This window comes from Leucobacter sp. Ag1, from assembly GCF_000980875.1.
Classification (GTDB): Bacteria; Actinomycetota; Actinomycetes; order Actinomycetales; family Microbacteriaceae; genus Leucobacter; species Leucobacter iarius.
The window spans coordinates 39,131-46,369 of the sequence record NZ_LAYO01000083.1 but is presented as its reverse complement, the minus strand read 5'-3'; the positions used below and the strand labels follow the sequence as shown (position 1 = coordinate 46,369).

Here is a 7,239-nt window from a genome sequence, read left to right as displayed (position 1 = left end):
CGAGCACGGTCGCGGCGGCGAGCGCTGCGAGCCACGGCCAGGCGTCCGCGGGGCTCGGCCCGAAGAGCGCCGAGACCAGGGGCACGAGCAGCACGGCGCCGACGGCGCGCAGCAGGATGCCGAGCACGGTGAGCCCGAGGTGGGCGATGACCGCGCGGCGGCGGTTCGCGGGGAGCAGGCAGAGCAGGGTGCGGATCATCGGGTCTGCTCCGTTCCGGCGGCGACGGGTTCGGGGGTGGGTTCGGTGGTGGACGAGACCCCGGACGAGACCCCGGACGCGGCGTCCCAGAGACTCCGATAGCGGCCGTCCCGAGCGAGGAGTTCGTCGTGCGTGCCGGATTCGGCGATGCGGCCGTGGTCGAGCACGACGATGCGGTCGGCCGAGGCGACGGTGTGCAGCCGGTGGGCGATCACGAGCACGGTGCGGCCCTCGGCCAGCCGGCTCAGCGCCCGCTGCACGAGGTATTCGGATTCGGGGTCGGCGAACGCGGTCGCCTCGTCGAGGATCAGCACGGGAGTGTCCGCCAGGATCGCGCGGGCGATCGTGAGGCGCTGCCGCTCGCCGCCCGACAGCGCGGCGTCGGGGCCGAGCACGGTGCCGTACCCCTCGGGCAGGCGCAGGATCCGATCGTGGATCTGCGCGGCCCGCGCCGCGGCCTCGACCTCGGCATCGCTCGCGTCGGGCTTCGCGAGGGCGAGGTTGTCGCGCACTGTGCCGTTCACGAGCTGGGTCTGCTGGAACACGAAGCCGACGCGGGCGTAGAGCTCGTCGGGGTCGAGCGCGCGGAGGTCGTCGCCGCCGACGCGGATGCGGCCGGACTCCGGGTCGTGGAAGCGCGCGAGCAGGGCGGCGAGGGTCGACTTGCCGGATCCGGACGGGCCGACGAGCGCGGTCACGGTGCCGGGCTCCAGCGACAGGGAGACGTCCTCCAGCACGGGAACGCCCGGCCGGTAGGCGAAGCCGACGCGGTCGAACTCGACGCGGCCGCGCGGTACCCGAGGCGCGCCCTCGGCGGGCTCGCCTGCTTCCTCGGTCTCGAGCTCGGGCTCGTCGAGGGCGACCTGGATCCGTCGCGCGGCGAGCAGGCCGGCCCGCAGGCCGCCGAGCCCGTAGCCGATCCCGAGCAGCCGGGAGCCGAACGTCGTGCCGAGCAGCAGGAACGGCAGCAGCGCGATCGGCTGCATGCTCCCGCCGGTGATCAGCACGGTGCCGAGCGCACAGATGAGCAGCAGGAACGTGGCCGGACGGGTGACGAGGTCGATGAACGCCTTCTGCCCGCTGAGGGGCCGCTGCCAGCGGTCGAGGAACCCGATGTACTCGCCCAGCCGGGCGCGGAAGCCGGTGGCCGCCGCTCCCCCGAACACGCGGATCACCGGCTGGCCCTCCAGGTAGGAGCCCGCCTCGCTGTTCATGCGTTCCGACCAGCGCAGCGCCTCGGCCGTGCGCGGCGCCGATTGCACGACCATGACCGCCATGGCGATCACGTAGACGAGCACCGGCAGGAGGAGCAGGAGCGCGATCCGCCAGTCGACCGCGAACAGGTAGACGAGGACCGCGACGGGCGCGACCACGGCGGCGACCGCGTCGGGCACGGCGTGGGTCACGAGGTAGTGCAGCGCGAGCGTGTCGTCCTGAACGAGCTGCTTGACCCGGCCGGACCCGCGTGCGTCGAACCAGCCGAGCGGCACGCGGGCGAGCTTGCGCAGCAGACGCTGCCGCAGCTCGCGCTCGAAGCGGGCGTCGACCGCGTGGGTCCAGACGAGCAGTGCGGTCGAGAGCACGACGCCCGCGGCCATCAGGCCGATGGCCCACCCTCCGAGGGCCCAGAGCCGCGACGCCTCGGCGCCGCCGAGCAGCAGTCGGGCGAGCTCGACGATCAGCACGAACGGAGCGAGCTGCAGGAGGGTGACGATCCCCTGGGCGACACCGGCGGCGACGAGCTTCGGACGCAGCGGGGCGAGCAGCCGCGATCCCGCGTTCGCCCGCCAGGATCCGCGCGGGGCCGCGGGTGCCGCGGCTGCCGCAGGTGCCTCGGCCGCCTCGGAAGCAGCCGCCTCGCCGGCCGCGGCCGGTGCGGGATCCCGCGCCGGATCCGGTGCGGGATCCGCCGCGATCGCCGCGGCCACCGCTTCGGTCCTCCCGACCGCATCGGCGGCCGACGCTTCCGTCGCGGGCTCCGTTTCGGGCGCGGCCTTGGATCGGTTCGCGCCGAACGCGCGACCGAAGTACCAGTAGGCCTGCGCGTGCGTCTCGCTCTTCGGGAATCCGAACTCGTCGCGCAGGCGACCGCGGAGGTGCTTGAGCGATCCCGACTCGGGCGCGGCCCACGCGTACCAGTCCGACCAGTCGCGCGACTCGATCGCGGCGGCGAGCGAGGTCTCGCCCTGACGCGGGACCCAGTGCACGCGAGCGCGCGGGTGCTCGTGCAGCGGGATCCTCCGGTCGTCGGGGGTGTGCTCCTCGAGGTAGATCTCGATCGGCACCTCGTCGGGCACGGTCCCGAGGATCGCGTTGATCGCGGGGATCGACGCGCTGTCGCCGATGAGCAGGTAGCCGGCGGGCAGTTCGTCCGGCAGGTCGAAGCGCGAGGATCCGAGGGTCGTGACCGACACCCGGGTTCCCGGGGCCGCGGCGGCGGCCCAGGTGCTCGCCGGCCCGGCGGGCTCGTGCAGCACCATGTCGACCGCGAAGGTTCCGGCGGCCTCGTCGACCTCGGAGAGCGTGTAGGCGCGCTGCTGCTCGAACTCGGGCCGCTCGGGGTCGGGGAACCAGAAGCGCAGCCAGGCCGTCGGCGAGACCACCACGTCCTGCAGCAGCGTCGGGGCGCTCATGCGCACCCGCACGAAGTGGGGCACGAGCGGTTGGACCTCGGTGACGATCGCCTCGTGGTCGCGGGCTCCGTACCCGCGCATCATCACTCCGGAGAACCCGCGCTTGGCCATCGCGCACCCTTCTCGGGGCCCACGCCGAACCCCGCAACTTAGCCAAGCCTAACTTACATCTGAGGAATGCGGTTCTCCGACCGCAGCACCGCATCGATCTCCGCCACGGCGTCCCGCCCGGCGCGGTTCGCGCCGACCGTGGACTGCGACGGCCCGTACCCGATCAGGTGCACTCTCGGCTCCGCGACGACACGGGTTCCGCGCACCTCGATCCCGCCCCGCTCGTTGCGCAGTCCGAGCGGGTCCAGATGCGCGATCGAGGGACGGAACCCGGTCGCCCACAGGATCGTGTCGACCGAGGTGAACGAGCCGTCGGCCTCGCGCACACCGTGCGGCTCGATGGCCGTGAACATCGGCCGGCGCACGAGCACGCCGCGATCCCGCGCAGCCCGCGCGTACGGGGTCCAGGCCAGGCCCGTGTACGAGACGACGCTGCGCGACGGGTTGCCCGCCTCGACGTCCGCGGTGACCCGCTCGATCGTCTCGCGCCCCTCGACCTCCGGACTGAAATCGCCGTCGAGGAACACGGGCTCGCGGCGCGTGTACCAGGCGACGCGCGCCACCCGCGAGATCTCCTCGAGCTGCTGCACGGCCGAGATCCCGCCGCCGACCACCGCGACGCTGCGTCCGGCGAACTCGTCGAGCGAGACGTAGTCGCGGGTGTGCAGCTGCCGCCCGAGGAACCGGTTGGCGCCGGGCACCTCCGGCAGCACGGGGTTCCGCCAGGTTCCGGTCGCGTTGATCACCGCCCGCGCTCGCCAGAGCCCGGCACTGCTCTCGATCAGCAGTTCGCCGTCGGGGTCCGTGTCGGCGCGCCGCACCGCGGCCACCGAGACCGGCCGCAGGATCGGCAGCCGCATCTTCGCCTCGAACGCGGCGAAGTACCCGGGCACCGCCTCGCGGCTCGAGGTGGCCGGGTCGACCGCGGTCTGCCGGAACCCGGGCAGGTCGAAGATGCGGTTCACCGTCGCCATCGTGAGGGACGCCCACCGGTGCTGCCAGGCGCCGCCCGGCCGAGCCTCCCCGTCGAGGATCACGAAGCTCCGCGCGGCCTCGGGATCCAGCAGCGCGCTCGCGAAGCCGTGGCGCTGCAGGTGGTAGCCCGCCGAGAGCCCCGCCTGCCCGGCACCGATCACGACGACGGTCGCGCGGCGATCCCGGCTCATCGCTGCGGCAGGATCACGAGCTTTCCGCGCGTGCGTCCGGTGCGACTGGCGCGGAAGGCGTCCCCGACCCCGTCGAGCCCGAAGGTCTCGGCGATCTCGACCCGAAGGGCGCCGCTGCGGGCGAGCTCGGCGAGGCGGGCCGTCTCCGCGCCGTCGACGCGCACCCAGATGATGCGTCCACCGTGCTCCACGACCGAGTCGTCGGCGACGGAGACGTGCGGACCATCGGGGCGGAGCACGGCGAGCGTGGTCTCGAGCTGTCCGCCGACGAAGTCCGCGACGGCATCGACCGGCCCGCCCGCCAGCGCGAGCACCCGCTCCGCGAGCCCCGCGCCGTGCGCGACGGGCTCGGCACCGAGGCTCCGGAGGAACTCGTGGTTGCGCTCCGACGCGGTGCCGATCACCCGCGCACCGCGGGCCACCGCGATCTGCACGGCGAGACTGCCGACGCCGCCCGCGGCCGCGTGCACGAGCAGCACGCGCCCGTCCAGCTCGCCGAGGGCGTCGACGGCGCGCAGCGCCGTTCCGCCGGCGAGCGGCAGACCCGCGGCCTGCTCCCACGACAGTTCGGCGGGCTTGAGGGCGACGGCCTCGGCGGGCACGGCCACCCGCTCCGCGAAGGTCCCGGCCGACACGGTCTCCTTGCGCGCGTACGCCAGCACCTCGTCGCCGACGCGGAACTCCGGCGTATCGGCTCCGACGGCGACGACGACCCCGGCGACGTCCCACCCCGGGATCACCGGGAACCGCGCATCGATCATGCCGTCCAGGTACCCCGCCATGATCTTCCAGTCGACGGGGTTCACGGAGGCCGCGCGCACCTCGATCAGCACCGAACCGGCGAAGAGCTTCGGTTCCGCCACCTCTCGAACCGCGAGCCCTTCGAGCTCAGGACTGTATCGGTCGTAGACGACGGCTCGCATGGCGGCTCTCCTCATGGTTCGCGGATCGATCCGGGCGCCCCGGATCCGAAGCGACAGCGCTTCCCCCGTGTCAACACCCCCCGATCCCCTGCCATTCCGGGGGCTTCGCAGGAATACTGGTGCCCATCGGCCGGTTGCCCCCAGCACCGGCACCGACCGGAAAGGAGTCCACGTGCGCCCCTATCTCGACAAGATCGCCCCCGAGGCGTGGCAGGCCGCTTCGACCTTCTCCGCCTCGATCGCGGACGCCGCGACGCGGCTCGGGCTCACCCCCGCGGAGGCCGAGCTCATCAAAGTACGCGCCTCCCAGCTGAACGGCTGCGCGTTCTGCCTGGATCTGCACTCCCGCGGTGCGCGCGAGGCGGGCGTGCCCCAGCAGAAGCTCGATCTCCTGCCCGCCTGGCGCGAGACCCCGATCTTCGGCGAGCGGGAGGCCGCGCTGCTCGCCGTCGCCGAAGCCGCCACGCGGCTCCCGCTGAGCGAGGACGCGCAGGCGGACCTGGCCGGCGCCCGCAACGTGCTCGGCGACGAGACCTTCGTCGCGGCCGAGTGGGTCGCCTCGGCGATCAACGCGTTCAACCGGATCTCGATCCTGAGCGAGCACCCGGTGCGCCCGCGCGACGACGCGGGCAAGCTCCTCCGCTAGACCGGACCCCGAAGACTCGAACGCAGTGCACGCTGCGCGCACTATGCTGCACTCATGGATACGGGAGCAGAGTCCCTCGCGCGCGCCATCGGCGTGCGCGTGCGGCAGGAGCGCAAGACTCGCGGCTGGACCCTCGAACGCCTGGCCGAGGCCGCGGGCGTCAGCCGCCGCATGGTCGTCAACGTCGAGCAGGGATCCGTCAACCCCAGCGTCGGCACGCTGCTGCGCCTGAGCGACGCCCTCGGCGTCGGCCTGCCCGCGCTCGTCGAACCGCCCGCTCCGCGCGCCGAGCGGATCACCCTCAGCGGCGAGGGCGCCGTGCTCTGGACCGGGCCGAACGGCGGCACGGGCGTGCTGGTCGCCGGCACCGAGCCGCCCCACGTCGTCGAGCTGTGGGACTGGACCCTGATGCCCGGAGAGAGCCACGCGGGCGATGCCCACTCCGCGGGCACCCGCGAGCTGCTGCAGCTGCACGTCGGCGAGCTGCTCGTCGAGATCGACGGCCGCGAGTCCCGGCTGGGCCCGGGCGACGCGCTCAGCTTCTTCGGCGACGCGCCGCACCGCTACGCGAACCCCGGCGACGCGCCCGCGCGCTTCTCGCTGTCCGTCTTCGAGCCCGGCGTGGGCATGCAGCGAGCGGCGGGCACCGCATGACCCGGCGGCTCTCCCCCGCGCGCGTTCCCGCCTGGTCGATGGCGGTCACCGCCATGCTCATGATCCAGGTCTCGAACGCGCTCTCGGTCGGGATCATCGACGTGGTCGGCCCCGCGGGCACCGCCTGGCTGCGCATGTGCTTCGGCGCGGTATTCCTCGTCTGCATCGCGCGCCCGTCGCTGCGCGCGGTCCGGCGGGCGGACATCCCGAAGCTCATCGCCCTCGGCGTCGTCACCGGATTCATGACCGCGTCCTTCCTCGCGGCGGTCGACCGGATCCCCCTCGGCACCGCGGTCGCGATCGAGTTCCTCGGCCCGCTGACCGTGGCCGCGCTGACCGGAAAGCACCGCCGTGCGCTGGTCTGGCCCGGGCTCGCGCTCGTCGGCGTCGTGCTGCTCACCGAGCCGTGGCACGGCCGGATCGACCTCATCGGCGTCGCGTTCGCCCTCACCGCAGCGCTCTGCTGGGCGCTCTACAACGTATTGACGCAGCACGTCGGCGACCGCTTCTCGGGCATCAGCGGCCTCGCGCTCACGATCCCGATCGCCGCGGTCGCGACCGCGCCGTTCGGCATCCCCCAGGTGGTCGGCGGCGAGTTCAGCTGGTGGGTGCTCGCGGCCGCGGCCGGGATCGCGCTCATCACCCCGGTGATCTCGTTCGGGCTCGAGATGCTGGCGTTGCGGCGGATGACGCACAACGCCTTCGGCACGCTGCTCTCGATCGAGCCCGCTTTCGGCGTGCTGACCGGGATCGTGGTGCTCAGTCAGACGCCGAGCCCGATGCAGATCCTCGGCATCGCCCTCGTGGTCCTCGCCGGCGCGGCTGCGCAGCGCGGCGGCGCGAGACCGCCCGCGGCGGGCACGGCCTGATCCTCGCCCCCTCCGCCCGCATCTTCCCTCGAGCATTG

Annotated in this window: 6 protein-coding genes and 1 pseudogene; 3 read left to right on the top strand and 4 right to left on the bottom strand. The window is 73.4% G+C overall.

Annotation, left to right across the window (positions count from 1 at the left end; translation table 11 throughout):
* The 4 genes and pseudogenes from XM48_RS05490 to XM48_RS05475 all read right to left on the bottom strand — a co-directional run.
* A pseudogene (locus tag XM48_RS05490) lies at positions 1-199 on the bottom strand (iron ABC transporter permease); the annotation flags it as partial.
* A complete protein-coding gene (locus XM48_RS05485) occupies positions 196-2,943 on the bottom strand; it encodes an ABC transporter ATP-binding protein/permease (RefSeq protein ID WP_231580811.1) in 2,748 nt (915 codons plus the stop codon). The pseudogene XM48_RS05490 and the gene XM48_RS05485, both read right to left, overlap by 4 nt.
* 53 nt (positions 2,944-2,996) lie before the next feature.
* Positions 2,997-4,109, bottom strand: a complete 1,113-nt coding sequence (locus XM48_RS05480; protein WP_046454793.1) for an NAD(P)-binding domain-containing protein — start codon at positions 4,107-4,109, stop codon at positions 2,997-2,999.
* Positions 4,106-5,032, bottom strand: a complete 927-nt coding sequence (locus XM48_RS05475) for an NADP-dependent oxidoreductase (RefSeq protein WP_046454792.1) — start codon at positions 5,030-5,032, stop codon at positions 4,106-4,108. Before XM48_RS05475 ends, XM48_RS05480 begins: the two co-directional genes overlap by 4 nt.
* A 172-nt stretch (positions 5,033-5,204) precedes the next feature.
* Here XM48_RS05475 and XM48_RS05470 point away from each other — a divergent pair, with 172 nt between their 5' ends.
* From XM48_RS05470 to XM48_RS05460, 3 genes are read left to right on the top strand one after another with little or no spacing between them, the layout of a single operon-like run.
* The gene (locus tag XM48_RS05470) at positions 5,205-5,678 is read left to right on the top strand and encodes a carboxymuconolactone decarboxylase family protein (protein WP_046454791.1); all 474 of its coding nucleotides are present in this window, start codon (positions 5,205-5,207) and stop codon (positions 5,676-5,678) included.
* 54 nt (positions 5,679-5,732) lie between these two features.
* Positions 5,733-6,332 (top strand): helix-turn-helix domain-containing protein, encoded by a 600-nt coding sequence (locus XM48_RS05465; RefSeq protein WP_046454790.1) that lies wholly within the window; start codon positions 5,733-5,735, stop codon positions 6,330-6,332.
* On the top strand, positions 6,329-7,201 hold the full coding sequence (locus XM48_RS05460; RefSeq protein ID WP_046454789.1) for a DMT family transporter: 873 nt from the start codon (positions 6,329-6,331) through the stop codon (positions 7,199-7,201). The genes XM48_RS05465 and XM48_RS05460 overlap by 4 nt, the downstream gene beginning before the upstream one ends.
* Positions 7,202-7,239: the final 38 nt, after the last annotated feature.